The 21,602-nt window shown below is 50.6% G+C and carries 20 protein-coding genes and 1 pseudogene; all 21 read right to left on the bottom strand.

Annotated features, from left to right (window positions below; all coding sequences use genetic code 11):
• Positions 1-246: 246 nt before the first annotated feature.
• Positions 247-1,182, bottom strand: coding sequence for a cysteine synthase A (gene cysK / locus DP091_RS05550; protein ID WP_113057420.1), 936 nt, complete (start codon positions 1,180-1,182; stop codon positions 247-249).
• 419 nt (positions 1,183-1,601) lie between these two features.
• A complete protein-coding gene (locus DP091_RS05545) occupies positions 1,602-2,537 on the bottom strand; it encodes a peptidylprolyl isomerase (protein WP_113057419.1) in 936 nt (311 codons plus the stop codon).
• A gap of 20 nt (positions 2,538-2,557) precedes the next feature.
• Positions 2,558-3,442 (bottom strand): Hsp33 family molecular chaperone HslO, encoded by an 885-nt coding sequence (hslO, locus tag DP091_RS05540; protein ID WP_113057418.1) that lies wholly within the window; start codon positions 3,440-3,442, stop codon positions 2,558-2,560.
• 57 nt (positions 3,443-3,499) lie between these two features.
• Positions 3,500-4,264: a type III pantothenate kinase gene (locus DP091_RS05535; RefSeq protein ID WP_071221065.1), complete on the bottom strand. Its 765-nt coding sequence runs from the start codon at positions 4,262-4,264 to the stop codon at positions 3,500-3,502.
• Positions 4,261-5,136, bottom strand: a complete 876-nt coding sequence (nadC, locus tag DP091_RS05530; protein WP_113057417.1) for a carboxylating nicotinate-nucleotide diphosphorylase — start codon at positions 5,134-5,136, stop codon at positions 4,261-4,263. Before nadC ends, DP091_RS05535 begins: the two co-directional genes overlap by 4 nt.
• Positions 5,126-6,742 (bottom strand): L-aspartate oxidase, encoded by a 1,617-nt coding sequence (gene nadB / locus DP091_RS05525; RefSeq protein ID WP_113057416.1) that lies wholly within the window; start codon positions 6,740-6,742, stop codon positions 5,126-5,128. The genes nadC and nadB overlap by 11 nt, the downstream gene beginning before the upstream one ends.
• A 38-nt stretch (positions 6,743-6,780) precedes the next feature.
• The gene (nadA, locus tag DP091_RS05520) at positions 6,781-7,719 is read right to left on the bottom strand and encodes a quinolinate synthase NadA (protein WP_098741232.1); all 939 of its coding nucleotides are present in this window, start codon (positions 7,717-7,719) and stop codon (positions 6,781-6,783) included.
• A 229-nt stretch (positions 7,720-7,948) separates the two neighbouring features.
• On the bottom strand, positions 7,949-10,024 hold the full coding sequence (gene ftsH / locus DP091_RS05515; RefSeq protein ID WP_071221069.1) for an ATP-dependent zinc metalloprotease FtsH: 2,076 nt from the start codon (positions 10,022-10,024) through the stop codon (positions 7,949-7,951).
• A 99-nt stretch (positions 10,025-10,123) separates the two neighbouring features.
• Positions 10,124-10,663 (bottom strand): hypoxanthine phosphoribosyltransferase, encoded by a 540-nt coding sequence (hpt, locus tag DP091_RS05510; RefSeq protein WP_071221070.1) that lies wholly within the window; start codon positions 10,661-10,663, stop codon positions 10,124-10,126.
• 68 nt (positions 10,664-10,731) lie between these two features.
• On the bottom strand, positions 10,732-12,162 hold the full coding sequence (gene tilS, locus DP091_RS05505) for a tRNA lysidine(34) synthetase TilS (RefSeq protein WP_113057415.1): 1,431 nt from the start codon (positions 12,160-12,162) through the stop codon (positions 10,732-10,734).
• 197 nt (positions 12,163-12,359) lie between these two features.
• Positions 12,360-13,280 carry a serine/threonine protein kinase gene (locus DP091_RS05500; RefSeq protein ID WP_113057414.1) on the bottom strand — a complete coding sequence of 307 codons (921 nt, stop codon included), beginning with the start codon at positions 13,278-13,280 and terminating at the stop codon, positions 12,360-12,362.
• Entirely contained in the window at positions 13,264-14,004 is a 741-nt protein-coding gene (locus DP091_RS05495) for a vWA domain-containing protein (protein ID WP_113057413.1), read from the bottom strand. The genes DP091_RS05500 and DP091_RS05495 overlap by 17 nt, the downstream gene beginning before the upstream one ends.
• Before the next feature lie 160 nt (positions 14,005-14,164).
• Positions 14,165-16,675, bottom strand: coding sequence for a stage II sporulation protein E (spoIIE, locus tag DP091_RS05490; RefSeq protein WP_113057412.1), 2,511 nt, complete (start codon positions 16,673-16,675; stop codon positions 14,165-14,167).
• 345 nt (positions 16,676-17,020) lie between these two features.
• Positions 17,021-17,509: a S1 domain-containing RNA-binding protein gene (locus DP091_RS05485; protein WP_009591896.1), complete on the bottom strand. Its 489-nt coding sequence runs from the start codon at positions 17,507-17,509 to the stop codon at positions 17,021-17,023.
• A 114-nt stretch (positions 17,510-17,623) separates the two neighbouring features.
• Positions 17,624-17,974: an FtsB family cell division protein gene (locus DP091_RS05480; RefSeq protein WP_113057411.1), complete on the bottom strand. Its 351-nt coding sequence runs from the start codon at positions 17,972-17,974 to the stop codon at positions 17,624-17,626.
• Positions 17,975-17,985: 11 nt separating this feature from the next.
• Complete coding sequence (gene yabQ, locus DP091_RS05475) at positions 17,986-18,555, bottom strand: spore cortex biosynthesis protein YabQ (RefSeq protein ID WP_113057410.1); 570 nt, start codon at positions 18,553-18,555, stop codon at positions 17,986-17,988.
• A complete protein-coding gene (gene yabP / locus DP091_RS05470; RefSeq protein WP_009591926.1) occupies positions 18,552-18,833 on the bottom strand; it encodes a sporulation protein YabP in 282 nt (93 codons plus the stop codon). The genes yabQ and yabP overlap by 4 nt, the downstream gene beginning before the upstream one ends.
• A gap of 217 nt (positions 18,834-19,050) precedes the next feature.
• Entirely contained in the window at positions 19,051-19,329 is a 279-nt protein-coding gene (locus tag DP091_RS05465) for an RNA-binding S4 domain-containing protein (protein ID WP_076326537.1), read from the bottom strand.
• The gene (locus DP091_RS05460; protein ID WP_009591918.1) at positions 19,329-19,601 is read right to left on the bottom strand and encodes an HU family DNA-binding protein; all 273 of its coding nucleotides are present in this window, start codon (positions 19,599-19,601) and stop codon (positions 19,329-19,331) included. Before DP091_RS05460 ends, DP091_RS05465 begins: the two co-directional genes overlap by 1 nt.
• Before the next feature lie 166 nt (positions 19,602-19,767).
• Positions 19,768-21,282 carry a bifunctional methyltransferase/pyrophosphohydrolase YabN gene (gene yabN / locus DP091_RS05455; protein WP_113057409.1) on the bottom strand — a complete coding sequence of 505 codons (1,515 nt, stop codon included), beginning with the start codon at positions 21,280-21,282 and terminating at the stop codon, positions 19,768-19,770.
• 93 nt (positions 21,283-21,375) lie between these two features.
• Positions 21,376-21,602, bottom strand: a pseudogene (locus DP091_RS05450) (putative polysaccharide biosynthesis protein); the annotation flags it as partial.

Raw genomic sequence — 21,602 nt, 5'->3', positions numbered from 1 at the left:
ATCAAAAGCCTTACTGTTGCCTGTCAGTATACTGTATCCCGCTTCTCTTGAAAACCCTAAATAGAAGCTCGTCCAACAATAATTTTTGGAGCTTTCTTCAGGCGGATTCTAATAAAGCGTTATCTTAGGGAGTAGTATACGCAAAAAGCCCTCAATGCTATAAAAACACATTGAGAGCTCCTTCCTTGCCACCTATTACCTCAACCAGATGAGGTGAGGAGATAAGGTGCACATTATGACATCATCTTACTCGAAGTTGTAAAGCGGCGTGCTCAGGTAACGTTCTCCGTTACTTGGAATCACGGCTACTACCCGCTTGCCTTTACCAAGCTCTTTGGCAATCTTCAATGCAGCATATACAGCCGCACCGGAGGAAATACCACCAAGAACGCCTTCTTCCTTCGCTACGCGGCGGGAAGTTTCAAAGGCATCGTCATTCTCAACATGAATGATTTCATCGTAGACTTCTTGGTTCAAAATTTCAGGAATGAAGTTTGCGCCGATGCCCTGGATTTTGTGAGGACCCGGTTTGCCTCCGGCAAGGATTGGCGATGCAGCAGGCTCAACCGCGATAACCTTGATGTCAGGGAACTGCTCCTTCAGCACTTCGCCAGCACCTGTAATCGTTCCGCCTGTTCCGATCCCAGCGACGAACGCATCCAGGGAACCACCGATGGATTCGATCGCTTCAACGATTTCCGGACCTGTTGTTTCACGGTGAATCTTCACGTTGGCTTGGTTCTTGAATTGCTCGGCCATAAAGAATCCGGCATTTTCCTTCAAAATTTCTTCTGCTTTCTTAACCGCACCGTTCATTCCTTCCGATCCCGGTGTCAGTACCAATTCCGCGCCATAAGCACGCAGCAGGTTGCGGCGCTCCAAGCTCATGGTTTCAGGCATAACGATAACCGCTTTGTAGCCTTTGGCGGCTGCCACCATAGCTAAACCAATACCGGTATTACCGCTGGTCGCTTCAATAATGGTATCGCCCGGCTTCAAACGTCCGTCCTTCTCCGCTTCTTCCACAATGCTGATCGCGATCCGGTCTTTAACGCTTGCGCCCGGGTTCTGGTATTCCAGCTTCAGATAGATCTCTGCGCTATCCTCCGGTACGATCCGGTTCAAACGGACGAGTGGAGTTCCACCGATTAATTCTGTCACATTATTTACGACTTTTGCCATGAATGAAGCCCTCCTCTAAATATGAATCTGGATAAACTAGTAAGTCCATGATGGTGTTATACATTCAATGTTGAATCATTAAATTTGTAGTGTCTGGATGTTGAAAGAAAAGCGGAGCCAGCTTATAGACTCAAATTCTTGATTATTGAGGTCTCTGATATCCGAGTAAAAAGGTAGGTTTTTATACCTTCATCTTAACAACGTTACGAGTCATTGTCAATATCCCACACCTCGAAAATCAACATTTCTAAATGGATTTTCCTGCCCCTCCGAAAGAGAAAACGGAGGACTCGCCTCCTAGGCATGCATGCACAAAAAGCCATCATCCTTCAACAAAGGTAACCAGCCCTTCAACGCAAAAAAAGCTCCTGCAGCCGCATCTTGCTCCGCCACAGCGAGCTTTCCCTGTTTTCCTCTTTTTACAGCGTGACCGTACCCGCACTAATCCGTGCCTCGTATTTTTCACGAAGCTGACGCTCCAGTTCGGATAAAGACACCGCCTGCTCCAGAGCCAGCTGCTTGCGCACCGCCTCCCGGACACTTTCCTCACTAGGGGCCTGAGGCTCGATAATGTCCTTCACATAAACAATGGCATAGGTGTCTGTGAGCGAGATTGGCCCCGCAATATCCCCGGGCTCCAGCGTTAGAGCTGCATCCAGCAGTGCCGGCGGCAAAAAGGGATCATCCTCCTCGACCAATCCGATCTGCCCGCCGTCTTCGCGAGTATACTCATCGAGTGATACCTGGGCTGCGAGATCCGCAAAAGCTTCTCCATTCTCCAGCCGATCCATGACCCGTTCCGCCTCATCTTTCGAAGCGACTTCGATCATGGATAAATTCAGCTGCTTCTTGGGACGAAATTGGTCAGGATACTGTTCCAGATACGAATCGATCTGCTGCTCCTCGATGTGCACGTCGGAAGTCGCAATTTTCTCAAGCAGCAGCCGATACGTCGTCTCTGTCTTTAGCTCACTCTCCGTAATGCCAAGCTGATTTTCCATTTCCGATAAGAAACGCTCCATAGAACCGTAGCTGCGGCTCATGACTTCGATTTCCGCATCAACTTCAGCCGCCGTAACATCAATATCTTTCGCTTTCGCTTCCAAAGCCACGGCGTGCCGATTCAGCATGGTCATCAGCATTTCGCGGCCATAACGCTTCTTTAGCTCGTCAACCCACTCGTCTTCGGTAATCGCCCTGTCCTGGATGGATGCAACTGGTTGGGAGCCGTCTTTCCACGGTGGTGAAGCTTCTTGCGAAAAATTCCCGGAAAACAGCATCCAGCCGCCCATACCCAATACGCATGCTGTCAAGACAATGACGGTCGCCCACAATCCCTTCTCTTGTCTCGTCATCACGGTCGCTCATCCCAACGTTAAGATTTGGCCCGCTCTAACACGGATTTCAGCTGTTCTTTATCGAACGTATATTTTTCATTGCAAAAATGACAGGAAACTTCGGCCTTACCATCCTCTTCGATCATCTGCTCAAGCTCTGCCTGCCCCAAGCTGATCAAAGCGCGCTCTACCCGCTCATGCGAGCAGTCACAGCTAAAGTGCACATCCATTTCCTCCAAAATGGTTACATCCGGAACTACTCGCTTCAGAATGTCTTCCAGTTCCAGTCCTTCTTCCAGCATCTCGGTGATCGGAGGAATCTTGCTTAGCGCAAGCTCAAGCTCCGTAACCTCATCCTCCGTAACGCCTGGGAGAAGCTGAATAATGAAGCCCCCCGCATTCGCCACGGAATAATCCGGGGAAACCAGCACTCCCAGACTTACTGCCGAGTTGGTCTGTTCGGATACGGCAAAGTAGTATGTGAAGTCTTCAGCGAGCTCGCCCGAAATAATCGGTACGCTGCCACGGTAAGGCTCCTTCAAGCCGAAATCCTTGATCACATCAATATGGCCGGTGGTACCTACAGCAGCGGCCACATCCATCTTGCCCGGACGAATATTCGTCAGCTCCACATGCGGATTTTTGACGTATCCGCGTACCTCGCCATTGGCGTTACTCTCCGCTGCAATCAAACCGATCGGTCCGTCGCCGCGCACTTGAATGCTAAGACGCTCGTCTCCTTTCAGCATAGCTCCCATCATCGCTGCTGCTGACACGGTGCGGCCCAAAGCGGCTGTGACGACAGGGAACGTATCATGTCTTTGGCGAAGCTCTTCGACCAAATCGGTTGTCCGCACGGCAAATGTCCGTACTTTCCCGTTTAATGCAGTTCCCCGAAGCAAACGGTCTTTTTGATTACCCATCTTGAGGCCTCCTTGTCTTTCTAGTTGTTTGTAATATCTAACGGTTTTATATCGGTTCTAGTTACGCTCATAAATAATTCGCAAACCTTCTAATGTCAGAAGAGGGGAAATCTCTTCAATGGACTCCGTTTCGCCGGCAATCAGCTCGGCCAATCCCCCCGTAGCGATAACCTTAACATTGTCCGTACCCATCTCGGCTTTTATACGCTTGACCAGGCCATCCACCTGTCCCGCATAACCAAAAACGATACCGGCCTGCATGGCATGTACGGTATTGCGCCCAATTACCTTTTTCGGCTTTTCGAGCTCTACGCGGGGAAGCTTGGAAGCACGCTGTACAAGAGCCTCCGTGGCAATGCCAATACCAGGCACAATGACCCCGCCAAGATAATTGCCTGCTTCATCGATGCAATCAAACGTCGTCGCCGTACCGAAATCCACCACAATCAGCGGCCCCCCGTACTGCTCGACGGCTGCTACTGCATTCACAATCCGGTCAGCGCCAACCTCGCGCGGATTTTCATACCGCAGATTAAGTCCGGTTTTGATGCCCGGTCCTACGATCAGGGGCGCCTTGCCAATATATTTATTGCACATCTCCTCTACCACACGCACAAGGGGAGGAACTACGGAAGAAACAATGACGCCTTCTATTTGGCTTACCAGTATATTGGACATTTGAAACAAATTGTGAATCAATACACCGTATTCATCCACGGTGGACTGACGCGATGTACTGATTCGAAAATCATGCAGCAGCTTCTTTCCCTGATACACACCCAGTACAATATTGGTATTCCCTACATCCACAACCAGAATCAACTTTCTGTCCCTCCTTTCTTCGCATTTAGATCCAAACTGATGTCGAGACTATGGAAAGAATAAGTCAGCCGTCCAACGGATATGACGTCGACCCCGGTTTCGGCAATCCCGCGCACGGTCTCCAGCGTCACGTTCCCCGATGCTTCGACACGAACATGAGGGGCCTTGGCCTTGATTCTTCGAACAGACTCTGCCATCATGTCATGACTCATGTTGTCCAGCATAATAATATCTGCGCCTGCAGCCAGTGCTTCCTCTACCTGCGCCAAGCTCTCGGTTTCAACTTCTATAGTCATGGTATGTGGAATATGGGCTCTTGCGCGGCTGACCGCTTGCGCGATTCCGCCTGCACCCTTAATGTGATTATCTTTAATCATGACGGCATCGTACAGACCAAAACGATGGTTCGCACCGCCACCAACCCGAACAGCATATTTCTCAAGCATTCGGTGGCCTGGCGTCGTTTTGCGGGTATCCACCAGCCTTGTTGGCAATCCATCAAGCACATCAACAAAAGAACGTGTTCTTGTTGCAATACCCGACAGACGCTGAAGCAAATTCAAAGCAAGACGCTCGCCTGTCAAAATACGGTGCGTGCTTCCTTCCACTTCGGCGAGAACCGTCCCTTTTTTAACCTCGTCCCCATCACGGACCAATGCCGTAAACGTCAGCGACGGATCAACCGTTTCGAATACCAGCTCTGCAACCGGCATACCTGCTACGATTCCTGCCTCCTTGGCATGAATAACGCCCTTGGATTCATGACCCGGCTCAATGGTGGTAAGGGTCGTAATGTCCCCCGACCCGATATCCTCCTGCAGCCAAGTCCGTATACTCTGGAGAAGGCCATCGTTGTATCCGTTAAACATCATCGCTTAATTCCTCCGTCATTTCTTGATCCCGTGTATGGACAATATGTTTCTGCCATACGCTGTCATTCCGCTCCGGGAAATCCTCACGATAGTGGGCTCCCCGGCTTTCTTCACGACCCAGCGCACCCTTAACCACGAGCAGGGATGCTGTGAGCATGTTGGCAAATTCGTATTCCTCACGCTTGGAGAGCACGGATTGGAACAATGGCAGCTGACGGCCGAGCTCTTCCGCTGCTCTTAATAGAGTATCCCGATTTCTCCGAAGTCCTGCATAACGTACCATCACCTTCTGAAGCTTCAAGCGTTTTTCCACCATCGCTTGGGACGGAGCGTCCTTGCGACCGAGGTGGAATGATACATGAAGCGGATCTCCTGAAAGTTCCGGCAGACTCTTTATACGCTCGACAATACGACTACCGTACACAATCGCCTCCGACAGCGAATTGCTGGCCAAACGGTTTGCCCCGTGGACACCGGTAGACGATACCTCCCCGCAAGCAAATAAACGTTTCACGCTGCTCTCGCCGTGCAGATTGGTTTTGATGCCCCCCATCATATAATGCGCAGCCGGGGAGACCGGAATCCAATCTGACGATAAATCGAGTCCATACTGCATGCAGGTTTCATAAATTGTTGGGAATCGATGTCTGACCATCTCCGGCGACTCATGGGTAATATCCAGATAAACAAAAGTAGACCCCGTGGCTTCCATCTCACTGACAATAGCCCGTGCTACAATATCGCGCGGTGCCAGCTCCAGTAAATCATGGTATTTGGGCATGAACCGTTCCCCTCGTATATTCCGAAGAACAGCGCCTTCACCCCGAACCGCCTCTGATATTAGGAATCGTGGCGCCCCCGGATAGCTAAGCGCCGTGGGGTGGAATTGTATAAATTCCATATCCCGAATTTCTGCGCCTGCCCGATAAGCCATGGCAACGCCATCGGCTGTGGCAACCTCCGGATTGGTCGTATACCGGTACAATTGGCCGGCGCCGCCGGAACACATAACCGTCGCCCGTCCACGAACGAATACCCGTTTTCCATCGGGCATTTGTACCAAAGCGCCATGACATTCTCCCTGCTCGGTAATCAGGTCAATGACAAAATGATCGTCCCACACCTCTATATTGTGAAGCATTTCCACCTGAATGGAAAGGGCACGCACAATTTCATATCCGGTAGCATCCCCGTTGGCATGAAGGATCCTGCGGTGACTGTGTGCACCTTCCTGGGTCAACGCGAGCTCGCCATTCTCCACATCAAACATCGTACCAAGCCGAATCAACTCTTGAACGCCAACCGGGCCCTCGTTTACAAGGACATCCACCGCTGCAGAGGAACATAGGCCCGCCCCTGCCAAGAGGGTATCCTGCCGATGATAAGCCGGAGAGTCATCCTCAGCTGTTACGGCTGCAATTCCTCCCTGCGCGTAACGCGTGTTGCTCTCGAGCAGCGATTTCTTCGTAATCAGCAGTACATTCTGAGTTGCACTTGCCATGATCGCCGTATATAAACCCGCAATGCCTGAACCGATCACGATGACGTCCGTTTCAACTACCGGAAGATCGTTCAGCTCAAAATCAATTAAATACTGCGGTATCACGATGCCTCACCTGTCTTTTCACGAAAGAGTAGCGCATGCTACTTAACCTGTAACATGCGCTCTAATGAAGTTCTGGCTTTCTCTGCAACGACCGGCGGCACATAAATTTGCGGCTTCATCGTTTCCAACGCTTTAACCAGCTTTTTGAGGTTATTCACTTTCATATTCGGACACACCAGGAATTTCGTAGCAAAATGGAACGATTTATCCGGGCTATCCAGTCGAAGCTGATAACCGGTTCCGTCCTCAGTCCCCACGATAAACTCCTTGGCCGATGAATTTTTGCAATACTCCAGGATGGCGGTGGTACTCCCTACAAAATCCCCCATCGCAACAACCTCCGGACGGCATTCCGGATGCACCACAAATTCAGCATGAGGATATTTGGCCTTCATCTCGACGACATCCTTCACCGTCAGCATGTCATGCGTGTTGCAATACCCTTCCCAGATAATGAGCTTCTTGTCGGTATGCTGCTGAACGTAATGCCCCAGGTTTTTGTCAGGCACCCATATAATTTCATCCGAATCCACCGACTGAATCACTTTCACGGCATTGGATGAAGTACAGCAGATATCCGTCTCAGCTTTGATCTCGGCCGATGAATTGATGTACGTGACCACTTTGGCATTCGGATGCTGCGCTTTCAGCTTCCGCAGTCCGTCAACGTTCACCATGTCCGCCATAGGACAGCCTGCCCGCTCATCCGGTATAAGAACCGTCTTGCCTGGTGCCAGAATTTTAGCGCTTTCGCCCATAAAATGCACACCGCAAAATACGATAACCTCAGCATCCGTTTGTGCCGCCTTCTGCGCTAGCAGAAAGGAATCCCCCCGGAAATCAGCGACCTCTTGTATTTCATCCCGTTGATAATAATGTGCCAAAATGATTGCGTTGCGTTCCTTCTTCAATTGCATTAACCGCTCACGCAGTTCACGGTTCTGTTCCGCCTTACGCTCCAGTGCCAAAGCTTCCATGATCGACCCTCTCCCTTTGTATAGTCCGGCGGTTCGCCGCTGATGACCATGTGACTTTCAGGATGGTTTCCACCTTTGTGAAAGGATGCGCATCCTTATTTAACAACTAATGTACACGTTCATTCTGCCCCCTGTCAATGTGATAGAAAGCACAAAAAGAACCGGAAAACGAATTATCGTTCTCCGGTTCTTCAATTTTATTCGGTATTCGAGGTTTTATCAGCGAATATTACGTTAAGCTGCTATTACCGTTGTCCGATCCGCCTGGAGGATCCTTGCGCTCGGAATCTTTGCGCTCTGGCCCTGGATCATTCGAATCCATCGGGTTGTTCGGAATTTCTTCCGTGGAAGTCGGCTGCTCGCCGTCTTCTTTCCCTTGGATGCGAACTTTCACGTCGCCAATGTTGTCGATGATCGGTTCACCATTCTCGGAAGAACCTTCTCCTTCACCGTCGCCACTGCCGTTGCCTTCAGCTGATCCAGTCTCAATGAGATTCTTGATTTGCTCAAGCTCCAGCGTCTCCATCTCAAGGAGCGTGTTCGCAATCAGGTGAACCTCTTTAGCATGCTTATTCAGGATCTCTTTACATTTCTCATAGCAATCATTGATGAATCGCTGCATTTCCTGATCGATCTCATAAGCGATTGCATCACTATAGTTCTGCTCGTGCCCGATGTCACGACCCAGGAACACTTGTCCTTGGGATGTGCCGAACTGCATCGGTCCGAGCTTCTCACTCATACCGTATTCCACAACCATGCTGCGGATAATGCCTGTCGCTTGCTGGAAGTCACTGTAGGCTCCGGTCCCGATTTCACCGATGAACAGCTCCTCAGCGACGCGGCCACCAAGCAAACCGGTTACGCGATCCAGCAATTCCTGCTTCGTCACGAGCATCCGATCTTCCTTCGGCATCATAATGACATATCCACCGGCACGTCCACGAGGAATAATCGTTACCTTATGCACCGTATCCGCATGTTCGAGGAAGTAACCCACAATGGTGTGACCTGCTTCATGGTAAGCCACGATGCGTTTCTCGCGGTCACTAATCACGCGGCTGCGTTTCTCCGTACCAACGATAACGCGGTCAATCGCCTCATCCACTTCTCGCATGGAAATATCTTTACGGTTGCGGCGAGCCGCAAGCAAGGCAGCCTCATTCAGGAGATTTTCCAAATCGGCGCCTGTAAAACCGGTTGTACGTTTGGCGATGATGTCGAGTTTAACATCCTTCGTCAATGGTTTGTTGCGTGCATGAACCTTCAGTACCGCTTCACGGCCCTTCACATCCGGGCGATCTACGGTAATCTGACGGTCAAAACGTCCCGGACGAAGAAGCGCCGGGTCCAAAATGTCCGGTCGGTTGGTCGCAGCAACGATGATAATGCCTTCGTTGGCTCCGAAACCGTCCATTTCAACCAGCAACTGGTTGAGTGTCTGTTCACGCTCGTCATGGCCGCCGCCAAGTCCGGCGCCACGCTGACGACCCACTGCATCAATCTCATCAATAAAGATGATACATGGTGCATTCTTCTTCGCGTTCTCGAACAAGTCACGTACACGAGAAGCACCGACACCGACAAACATCTCAACGAAGTCGGAACCGGAAATACTGAAGAACGGCACTCCTGCTTCACCAGCAACGGCACGAGCCAGGAGTGTCTTACCGGTTCCCGGAGGACCGACAAGCAGAACACCCTTCGGAATGCGAGCGCCAACCGTGTTGAATTTGCGCGGATCTTTCAAGAAGTCAACAACTTCAACGAGCTCCTGCTTCTCTTCATCTGCTCCGGCTACATCTTCAAATGTAATCCGTTTCTTCTCTTCATTATATAAGCGGGCTTTGCTCTTGCCAAAGTTCATCACTTTGCCGCCGCCGCCCTGAGCCTGATTAAACAGGAAGAAGAACAGAACAAACATAATGATGAGCGGAATAAAGGATGAAAGCAATGTCAGCCAAATGCTTTGGCCTTCCATTGGCACCACGGACAGTTTGACATTGTTGCTCTCACTGGCTGCAGTCAGCTCTTGCATTGCTGCATCCGTGGCAGGAATATAGGTTGAGAAATTCTCTGATTTTTTCTCTTCAGAAATCTCCCTATACTTACCGGTCACCAGATAAGCGTAACCGTCAAATTGCACCGTCATTTCCTCTATGTTGTTAGCTTTGACTTCCTGCCGCAGTTGATTATAACTAGGGGCATCGGCTTGCTCGCCGCCATTAGTGACGAATTGTACTATGCCCACCACGACTAAAAATAGAATCAAATAAAAACCAGAATTCCGGATGAACCGACTCATCCCCTACCTCCTCTCAAGACACATAAGATATTTTACCACAGCCTGTCTGGCCATCTCAACAAAGGGCCCTGAACTGTGATAGCAGCCCATTGGCGCGGATTAACTGCTGTAGATTTCCGGCTTCAAAATCCCGATGTAGGGGAGGTTCCGGTAATGCTCGGCATAATCAAGTCCGTATCCGACAACAAAAGCATCCGGCAGCACGAATCCGGTATAATCGGCCTGCAAATCCACCGTACGGCGTGCCGGCTTGTCAAACAAGGTGACAACACACACCGAGTTTGCCTTACGGCTCTTCAGAAGCTCAATCAAATGACTCAGCGTAAGACCGCTGTCGATAATATCCTCCACAATCAGCACGTCCCTGCCTTCCACGGATGCGTCCAGATCTTTAATGATCTTCACCACGCCGGAGGATTTGGTTGATGCCCCATAGCTGGATACAGCCATGAAATCCAACTCAAGAGGTACTGTTATGGATTTAACCAAGTCGGCCATAAAAATAAACGCACCTTTAAGAACGCAAATAACGAGTGGATTGCGTCCCACATATTCGGCGCTGAGTTTGGAACCAAGTTCCTTAATCTTTGCGTGAATCTCTTCTTCACTGATGAGTATTTCCTGAATGTCATTCTGCAACTTAAGTGGACCTCCTACGTTTATACTATGAAAGCGTGAAACGGGCCATTCTTCGTTTTACACTTGCCTTAAGCATCCGATAGCTCCATCTGGAGAACTCGTGATGTGTGCCGCCCGCAAGCGGCGTGAACGGAACGTCGTACACCTGGAATCCACACAATGCTGCCGGAACCGTCACAAAGAATAGGAATCCGGGCACGGACAGACGGTGGGATTTTCTCATCAATGAGAATATCTTTCACCTTTTTGCTTCCGTTTAATCCCATGATCTTCATCTTGTCCCCCGGCTGTCTGTTACGCAAGGTTAAAGGAAACCTAAGCTCATCCGCATCGAAATCCGCCACATAGGCCGATGGTCTAGAGCCGCTCCGGCTCTCGCTTCCTGTCTTTAACGACAATTTCAGCATTTTTCCGATTTCCTTAACATACTGCTGCGAAACATCAGGAGAATCAAGAATGTATATGTACTGTCCCTGTTCTTCCGGAGGCTTAGGCCAAAACTGGATCACTCCGTACTCACGAACACAGGTAATGCCGTCACCCAGATCCAGACGCCAGTTGCTTCGCTGATCGTTAAGAATGCCATGGCGCACCGTTTCAATCTTGACAAAATCGGTGTTTTCCTGGTCTGAGGGCAGGTAATTTAATATTAGTTTAATCAAACGCCGTTGTAAAGCGACATGTAAGCCCAAAAAGGAAGGCGCGTCGAAAGCGAGCCTCCCATCGTTCTCCCGTACCATACTCCGAAATTGCTTCGCAGCTTCAAGCTCCACAAAATCATCCTCCTGCTGGACAATCTCGGCCAGCTGATTGAGTGAGGAGGAGAACTGCCCATTGTATCGTTCCAGAAAAGGCAATACTTCCAGGCGAATCGCATTGCGGCGGTACTTCGTCTGCAGATTGCTGTTATCCACCGCATACTCGAATCCGCATATACGGCACAGCTCCACGATATCCGCCTTGTACATACGAAGGAACGGACGGATAAGTTCCACTTTTTTTTCCGTTCGCTTAAATTTTATTCCGGCAAGTCCGGACAGGCCGCTCCCGCGCAGAAGCCGCATGAGCACCGTTTCGGCTTGATCGTCAGCATGATGAGCCAGCGCTACGGAGCGCGCATTGTATTTATGGGCTGTTTGCAGCAGAAATTCATAACGCTTCTCTCTTGCTGCCTCCTGTCCGCCCTTTCCGCTCTCTTCCATATAAGCAGGAATATCGATAAACGCCGTTTCTAATGGAAGTCCGAGCCGCTCCGCCAGTTCACGCACCATCTCTGCCTCTTGGTCTGATTCTTTCCGAAACCCATGATGCACATGGGCGCAGATCAATCGGAGCGGCTTCCGGTGCATAGAAATTTCATGCAATACGTGCAGGAGCGCAACGGAGTCAGGCCCGCCGGAAACGGCGACCACGATGATATCGCCTTCTGACCACAGATCAAACTCTGCGGCTGTACGCTCGACATGGTTGACGAATGTTCGTAAATAATCCTGTTTCACTTCCAGGTCCCCTTTTGAGGTTGTTCAAAAAGCCCGCTTTTGATAAGAAAACCTCTATCGAGTTCAAGGATGAGCAACCGCGATGCATAGGTGGGTTTTCTTGCGTTATAGAATTTCATCAGTTCCACTGATTACTCATAAATTCTATATCTAACACGAAGTGAATCAGGAAGCCACTCGGCATCGAATCAACAACTTCATGAGCGGAAGAAAAAATAAACAGTAAGAGCCATGATGACTAACGACAAACCAAACGCGTTCTTCAGCCAACGCGGAGTTCGCCCCGGTTTAGGACGCACGCTCCGGCCCGAACCTTCATATATTCGTTTTCTCCACTCGTTCAACGCTTCCCGTGAATCCGCGAAATCTCCCGACAAAGCCTTGTTCAGCCACACAGCGTATGGCTTGAACACGAGGTTTCTTCGCAGGACCAGCTGCAGATCGGCAACACTACGGGTCTGGGGAAGCTGACAAGACGCCTCCCGTAAGGATTTCTCATCCATCAGGCCGATACACATCACGGCAAACGAGAACAAATCATAGGATATGTCGCCAGTCCGGCTTCCGGCATTCCAGTATCCCCGATCATACCATTCCGTAAACTGCTTGACGCTGCGTCCGAAAGGGCTGACGCCTCCATAATCGATCAGTTCCACGCTTCCGTATGCCGAGACCATCACATTATCCGGCTTCAAATCACCAAATGCATAACCGGATGCATGCAGAACCGACAGCTTCTCGAGCAGCTTCAGTCCGATCAATCCGATCCAATCGGCACCTCGTTTGCGAATAAAATGATGCAGCGGACTTCCTTCAATGTAACGCATGACATAGAAGGACACTTCGCCGCTGCCGTCATGATGATCGTCCGCTTCCACGAGATAAGGGTTCGGCATCTGTTCTTTCAACGCATTCAGCACATTAATTTCGGATTGAAGATCCAGAGCGTCATACCCAACTTTTAGAGCATAACGCTCGCGTACTCCTGCCCGATGGACCAGATACACCTTGCCGTTAGCCCCTTTGCCGAGCATACGCTCCACGATGTACCGGCTGTTCCGCCACTTGCCCTTAATTACGGTTCCTGGCGGATAACCCGGGTTAGACAACGTAGTCACCGAGCATCCCTTCCTCTTGGCTGGAATGACCCTGCCATGATTGATTACCCTCTAGTGTACCATATCGGTAAAATTCAATCACCTTTAACAAGGCAGGTCCCGTCGGCGTAGCCCCTCTCATCTGCAGGCGGCTGAACATTCCCCGGGCGCCGTCCAAATCCGAGGTCCAATTCACGTCCATCACGATATCCTCGCCGCTGTGTTTTCCAGGAAAATGGAATACGGACAATTGGCTTGAGCCTGCGCGCGCTTTCAAACTTAGCATTAAATCACGTATCGCTTCCTCAACGGCAGCCAGCTTGGGTTTCATGCTAGCACTTGCATCGATTAACAGCGCGACCTGCAGAGCTGACGTCTCAGCCAGCTCATCCACAACTTCAACGACCTGGGATCGCTTGTCCGGCGGAAGCTCCTCCAGCGACCCGCCCCCCAAAATATGCTGTATCTCCTTATTTACCGCTTGTTGGATCGTCTGAACCACCGTTTTCCGAGTCATCATCTGTATCGTCTGCGCCAGCTGCGGTGTACCTACGATCCGGTGAATACCCCCTCCCGCTTTGGCAATCTCCTGAATTTCCAATCCCCCTAGCTCACCAATCGTTCCGTAATCAAGGACCCCCACCACATTCACGACAATACCATCCTGGAGCGCATGGGCTGCGGCCAGTACCGGACTGGCCCCCACGTTCGAGCATCCGTCCGTAATCAGTAGAATTTGCTTCATAATAAATGATCGCCTCCGTCTCATCCTATCGATTTGACTTCTGTCTCTATCATTTCCACATTCAAGAGAGTTCAAACGATATATAGAAGAATCGACGGAAAAGATTTACCATATCCGGGGTCCTCCATTTCCCGGGCAATCGCTTAGTTTATCTATCGCATCAGCTAACCGTTCGCGGCCGCTCCATTCGGGCGAAGCCCGGCACGTGCACATTCGACCATTCCGGATGGAAGTGATCCACACGCCCGACCACCACCGTCATATCATCATGTATTTGATTCTGTTGATAGCGAATCACTTTCTCCAGCAAGCAATCGGCTATTTCCTGCGGATCCTCGCTGTTCACCTCCTGAATCATTCGTTTCATCCATAGCTCCTTATTCACCGCATAACCCGGCGCATCATATATGCCATCCGTCATCATAATGAGAACATCACCGGCCTGCAGCTGTAATGACACCAGATCCACTTCGATATCCTGAATAATCCCAATCGGGAGATTGCTGGCCGAGACCGGTATGACATCATTCCCCCGCTTGATAAAGCTTGGCGTCGAACCGATCTTCATAAAGGTGGTTTGAGCCGTATATTGATCGATTAGGGCCATATCGACCGTAGCATAGATTTCATCCGGCGAACGCAGCATAAGAATCGAGTTCACCGATTTGATCGCCAGCTTCTCATCCATCCCGGATTGAAGCAGCTGTTCTAATATATTCAGGGCCGAACTGCTCTCAAGCCGAGCTCTTTCCCCGTTGCCCATACCATCACTAAGCGCTACCGCAAACGTCCCGTTCCCCAACTCGACCGTACTGAAGCTGTCACCCGATAAAATATCTCCTCCCTTGGCCGCTGCGGCTACGCCCGTCATAATTTCATATGTTTTCGCTGAGCCGAATCGCACGGTGGCCAATCCATCCCTTGGATGGGTCAAGGTCTCTTCCATTACGGCGATATGCTCCCCGAGAATGTCGGACAGCAGCGGTCCTATAATCTTCCTGCATTCGTCGTAACCCCGGGTATACGCATGAACGATCTCAATCTCGACCTGCCCGGAGTCCAAACTGATGATATCGATGCCTTGAATCGATAACCCCAGCTGATGAAGCGCTTCCCGAATCTGTTCTTCCTGAATGTGCATCGTCTGGCTTTCCCGCTTAATCTCTCGCGCCAAATCTTCCATAACCTGCGAAACCCCGGATAATTGTTCCGCAACCAGATGACGGCTATCGTATATTTGGCGTTTCCACTGCATATCATGTTGGTAAAGATGATACTGCTGCTTGAGGATGCCAAGCACCTCCTCCTTCTTGGCACAGATCCGGCTCCATTCCGGCGGCAGATCGTCTGCTTCCATCTCAGGATTCTCCTCGATAGAGGTCATCATATCGGTCATATATTTATAAGTCTGGTAAAATTTCATGTCCCAGCACTGATTCTTTTTAAAGCATGTGGCACAGCTGCCCTCCGCCACGGCATTCATGAAATGGTTCATCTCCTCCGTTTGTTTGCCCGGAGGCTGGATAACCCCGGACGTTTGTCCGAAGCTTTGCGAGAGCTGCCGGAACACCCGGGAAAATTGGGTCACACGATCCGCTGTAAGGTCCCGGACCCGCTTGGCGTATTCATGCTGTGATCGGGTATGATCCTGCGTGCCCGGCACATACTTGCCTATAGCCTGCATCACGCTCTTGGGCGTAATGAGGAATAACACGATAGCCGCGCAGGTTTCCCAGGTGGAGATCATCACTTCTCCAGGATTGCTGAAATAGATGGAGAGAATGGTTGCCCCCAGCAGCATTCCCAGCGAAACGCCGCCTTTCTTCCCTTCCTTCAGCATACCGGCCAGCATACCAGAGAAGGCTAGCAGACTCATTTGGGAGAATGCCGAAATGTTGGCAAGACTGAGGATGAGGCCTGTTACTACACCAACCGAGGCGCCTAGCGGAGCTCCTCCGACAAGAGCAAACAATAGAATTAAATATCGGGATAGGACATGCTCTACCGACAGGGATTGAATCGTCCAGCCAACGGCTCCTGTCATGACCGACGCCAGCAAAATGATGATACATAGAATTTCTTCATTTCGAAGAGCATGTGTTTTTTTACGAAGAGTCAGCACCGGGATCGCCTGGATAAAGACCAGTGTCAGTACAAAGCTGAGTACGGCGTTCAGGGTGAGCATCATCATGGAATACCAGGTAATGCTAGGTCCGATGAGAACACTAAACAGATTCACGAAGAAGGTGGAGACAAATACCATCAGCGGCGCATACGACAATTCTGCCCGATCATAGGTCTCCAATCCCCGCATCATAAAGTAAAAGATCAAGATTTCTGCCGGTACCATCCATGCCACCGGAAAGGACGCAAATAAACTACCTGCAACAATCGCTGCGCCTACCGGCAGCAAAACATCACGACGCATAAAGGCAATAACTGCAAAATAAGCGACTGCAAATGGAGACAGCTCCCCCAGAATCATAGCTCGTCCGAGCAGAAAACCCATGAAGGTTAGCAGAATCATCCACTTCTTAGCGGCCAGGAAGTGGATGGGACGCTGCAGGAAAGGCAGCTGCCCTAACCGTTCTGTTACTCGGGCACGAATGGAACCCGCTCCCCCTTTAACTGCCTCAGTACCCGGAAACATCACCAGATTTCTTTTATCCATTACGCTGGCACCCCATTCTTCACGAATTTGTTGGTCCCATTATAAAACCCCTGTTCAGGAAAGTTTGTCAGAACACCGGACAAGCCCGAAAGAAATTTCCGACAAAATCAACGTGACTTGCGAACGTTCGGGAAAAGAGCGCCCATCCCTCGCGCCCAGCGGTGTTTCCACCGGTCAAGCCTGCAGCAATCCTGAGGATCATTTCCCGAATTGAGGCGGACATCCCGTACTCATTCCATACGACAACGCCGTAAATTGCGTAGGAACCTGTCGTACCCTTGGATACAACGACAAAAAAACCGCAGAAGGCGATTTCCCTCTGCGGTCAGTTTATATTTTATCGAATTACATACGTTTGGCTCCGCGTCCACCGCGTTTGCCTTCCGTATTCTTCTTAAGCGAAGAGATCCGTTCTTCACTGTCTTTTAGGAAGCGTGACATTTTATCCTCAAATGAAGGCTTGTTGGCCGCAGGCTTAAACGGGCGTCCGCCGCGTTCACGGTTGAATCCTCCACCGCCACCACCTCCGAATCGTTCTCCGCCGCCTCCACTGCGTTCCGGTCTCGGTGCGCGGGGTGGACGACTTTCGGAAGCCGGCTTGTCGACAGCCTGCTTGATCGAAAGACCGATCTTGCCGTCCTTGTCGACATTAATCACCTTCACGGTAACGACGTCGTTGATTTTCAAATGATCGTTGACATCCTTAACGTAATTGTCGGCGATCTCCGAGATGTGAACGAGACCCGTGACACCTCCTGACAGATCCACAAATGCTCCAAAATGCGTTATGCCTGTCACCTTGCCCTCTAACTTGGTGCCCACTTCAATTGCCATAGAATAAAATGATCCTCCCTTAAAAATATACAGTCCGATTTAGAAATCGCGCTGCGGTGATTTGATTATACGATAATGACCTAAACAAGGTCAACAGACGTCTGTCATGCCTAATTACGGCTTTTCGCCCGAATTTTGGGGCTGAATGATCGGCGTCTCATTTGGCAGATACAGTCCAAACTTCTTGCGGGCAATCTGCCCGATATATTCAGGGTCCTTCAATCGCTCCACTTCATGAGTAATCTGGATTAGCGACTGTTCAACGGACTTATAATCCTCTTGCTTTTGAGCAAGCGCTTCGTTCTGATTACGGATGCGGTCATTCTGGGACCAGAGCGTTGAACCTGCCCAGATCAAAAACAGCGCCATCATCGCCACAAACATTTTTTTACGCCGGCGTGCGCCCTTGTTCTTTGTCTTGGTTTGTTGGGGAGCCTGCTTCGACGGGTCAGCAAATCTTCCCATGACCATACCTCCTAAAACCAGCGCTTCCACGCCTTAATAACCTTGTCCGCGAATTGCTTGCTCCATGCCGGCAGCCTGACTCTGGATGTGATCGGTCTCAGCATCCATTTCAAGAGTCGCCAAAAAGGCATGAGGCATTTAAGGACTAAACGCAACAGCGACAGGAGAAACTTCCATAGAAACCTTAACAATCCCAAGATGAGCATCAGGATTCCTTTGATGGGATTCCACAATAACATACGGAACAGCTTGTACAAAAAGGACAATAAGCCTTTTGTCACTTGAATTAACATTACCACAAAACGCTGGGTTATGACACTCCATAATAAAAAATAGATCCAAACCCCTATAAACAGACCCACAAACACATAAAAACGCAGTTGACCGTCATTGGTCACGTACAACATGCGAAAAATGAAGAAGGCTGCCGCAATCCAGTAAAGGAAGTCCAGGGTATGCTTGGACCATTGCGGGAAACGGAGCTGCCCTGCCAGCACCCGGTAGCTGTCGAAGGCGACTCCCATTGCTGCTCCGGAGAAGAGCATCCAGAGCAGCGTGATCCATTGTACGCTGGGGTTCATTTAAACAGCTTACCTAGCAGACTCTTGTTCTTGGTCTGCGAACCGGGATTCAAATAAATCAGTGAATGCACCTGACCTTCAATCGACAAAAGCCCCTCTTCCAGGCTGAGATTTTTAATATGTAAATTTTGCCCCCGAATGGTGAGATGCCCAAGCTCGGTTTGAAGCAGAAATTCTTCACTGTCAAAGCTCTCCACATTTTGGACACCCGTAATGTCCAGCAGCTTCCGGTTCTGCATCCGCAGGTCATGAAACTTACCCTTCCCTTGGTCGATCATGGCATGTACCCCTCCTTTTAACAATAGCTTATGGGAAGGCGCCTGTCTTTAGAACCGGAAGAAGAACAACCGCATCAGGAATGATCGTGACACTGCAATGAAGGTCAGGCGAAAGAAAGAGAGCAGGAGCACCAATGATTATACGTCCATAGTCAACATAAAAACGTCCCCCACACCATATGGTGTGAGAGACGTTTAATGGAACAGCTCGGGCTGCTTACCAGTCCAATCCGCGATCTTTAACGATCGGTTCTTCCTTGACCAAGGTGTAGAGGCTGGTCGCCTCATCTTTACGGGTTGTCTCGGTAAGACGCTCGACCCGGACGGTCACCAGCTTCTGACCAAACTGGACGGTGATTTCATCGCCCAATTTAACCGTGCTGCTCGGCTTGGCCTCGCGGCCGTTGATCAGCACCCGACCTTGATCCGATACATCTTTCGCTACGGTACGCCGCTTGATTAACCTCGATACTTTCAGGAATTTATCGACGCGCATTATTTTACGGCTTCTTTAAGCTTGTTACCTGCCTTGAACGCAGGAACGTTGGATTCTGGAATTTCGATTGTGTTACCTGTTTGCGGGTTGCGGCCAGTACGTCCAGCGCGCTTGCGAGTTTCGAATGTACCAAAGCCGATCAATTGAACTTTATCGCCATTAGCCAAAGCTTCAGTGATTTCGCCAAGGAAGCCGTTCAGGACGTTCTCTACGTCTTTTTTTGTCAAACCGCTTTTACCGGAAATGTTGTTGATCAGATCTGTTTTGTTCATGAATTAAATCCTCCCAATTATCAGAAAAATATAAGATTTTACGGTTATTCGGTTAAACCGCCTTGCAAACTGCAAGATTTCACCATTAATGATTATTCTGGATGCCTTGCGGAATTCCTGCCGCAAATCCCTATTTTTTTATTTTTTACGTGAAAAGTTGCCCTTTTCACACGTCGATACCGCCGTTTTGTGCCGATCCCGATTTAGCTGCCTGCCATAGGGCTTCCATCTCGTCCAGGGTGCTTTCCTGCAAGGTTTTCCCTTGAGCGGCAAGCTGCTCCTCTATGTAACTGAAGCGACTGACAAACTTCCGGTTCGTTCTCGAAAGCGCCTCTTCCGGATCGGCACCGATAAATCTTGCCGCATTGGAGACCGCGAACAGCAAATCGCCGAGCTCTAGTGCTGTATCCTCATCGGACTGGCCCTCGGTCACCGCCTGCCTCAGTTCACCGAGTTCCTCTTCAATCTTCTGGAACACGCCTTCGATATTATCCCAATCGAAACCAACCTTGGATGCCTTCTTCTGGAGCTTGTACGCCTTCATCAAGGCGGGAAGATCCCGCGGGATGCCATCCAGTGCCGAGGCTTTTTCTGGTGAGAGCCCCTTGCGACGCTTCTCTTCCGCTTTCATCTGTTCCCAATTCTGCAGGGCAGATTCCGCGTCTTTGGCGCTGCTCTCGCCAAAGACATGCGGGTGGCGGAAGATCAGCTTGTCATTCAGCGCTTGAATGACATCATACACCGTAAAGGTACCGAGCTCCTCTTCCATCTGGGAATGCAGCATAATCTGCAGTAGCAGATCTCCAAGTTCTTCCTGCATATGCTCAGGATCATCCTCATCAATCGTCTCCAATACCTCGTAGGTTTCTTCGATCAGATTTTTGCGGATGGATTCGTGGGTCTGTTCGCGGTCCCACGGACAGCCTTCAGGACTGCGGAGAATGCCAACGATCTCATGGAGGCGGGCAAACGTTCGCTGCCTTAACTTGCTGTCATCGCTTCGGGGTACGTAGATCAGCGACAAATTCCCGTAGCCGTCGATGCGATCGAGCTCAAAGAGCGGCACTTGCCGTATCGCCTCCTCGCCCTCAACGCCCAGCGCATGTCCGACAATGACCGGATAATCATCCGGATACAGCTCCATGAGCGCCAGTTTAACTTCCGAAGCCGTAAACATGTCATACACCTGGCCGATCAGGGTATGCAGCTGCGGCTGGATGACGCTTGCCCGAAGCTCAGCCGCATCGAGAAGCTGGAAGCCCTCAATGGGATCGAACCCAAGGCGAACGAAGGCTTCGTCCAGAAAGCTCTCACCGCCGAGCACCGTAAGCGTCACATGCTCTCCCGGGCAGCGTTCCCGTAATAACCGAACGGTTGCCTCCGCTACCATGGGATGCCCGGGCACCGCGTAGACAATCTCGCGATCTTCCTCAGCAGCTTTGGCCAAGTTGATTAGCGCGGATGCAATGGATTCGTACACCTCGGGAAAGGTGTCATACGCTTCATACACATGGTCAAACGATTCCGGTTCAATCTGGAATTCATTCAACGCAGCAATGACGGGATGAGATAATGTACGCACATACACCTTCGATGCCCGCTGCATGGTTTTTATGATACCTATCGTCAGTCGGTCCGGATTGCCAGAACCCAAGCCGACCACCGTAATGGATGCACTCATACGCTACTTCCTTTCGTCTTCGTCCGCCTTGTCGACGTCATTATCGTACACTACTATAGCACAGAAGATCAAACATCTCACAATCGGCCCGGCTCAGCGCAGCACACGCAGGGCCCGCAAGAAGGCGGCCAATGGTCTTCCGACCTTCGGCAGCATCCGAAGCTCTTCCTCGGTGAGGAGCTTCGTGAGCGCGGCGCCGATAAGGAAGGCGCCGCATCCGGCCGCGACGCCGCTCAGGCTCGCTGCCGCGTGCGTGAGGCGGCCCGGGGCGAAGCCGGCCGCCGCCAGGATGCCGCTGGCTGCCTCACCTGCGCCCCAGG

This window comes from Paenibacillus sp. MDMC362, from assembly GCF_003269305.1.
In the GTDB taxonomy this organism is placed as follows: Bacteria; Bacillota; Bacilli; order Paenibacillales; family Paenibacillaceae; genus Paenibacillus_AQ.
This window is presented reverse-complemented; position numbering and strand designations above follow the sequence as displayed.